This window comes from uncultured Polaribacter sp. (assembly GCF_947500975.1).
GTDB lineage: Bacteria > Bacteroidota > Bacteroidia > Flavobacteriales > Flavobacteriaceae > Polaribacter.
Map to the genome: position 1 here is coordinate 1 of NZ_CANMUE010000075.1, position 253 is coordinate 253.

Genomic DNA, 253 nt, shown 5'->3' on the forward strand with positions numbered 1-253 from the left:
CTGTCCCATCACTTACGGTATAATCAAAACTAATATCAGTTTCACTATCTGTATCTGGTGTTACAACCAACTCTCCACTTGTTAAAGTAACAGTTCCTCCTGGAACTGTTACGGTTTCTCCTTCTGCAATTGGAGTAGTACCTATATGTGTAATTGTTAATGTATCATTTTCTGTATCTGTATCTCCATCTAAAACATCTACAGTGATTGGTGTGTCTTCATTTGTAGATACACTCTCATCATCTGCAACTGG

1 protein-coding gene is annotated in these 253 nt (G+C 37.2%); it reads right to left on the reverse strand.

Annotated elements, in window-relative coordinates:
• Positions 1 to 253 (reverse strand): Ig-like domain-containing protein (locus tag Q0733_RS13070; protein WP_298782787.1); only part of this gene is annotated, 253 nt, incomplete at both ends.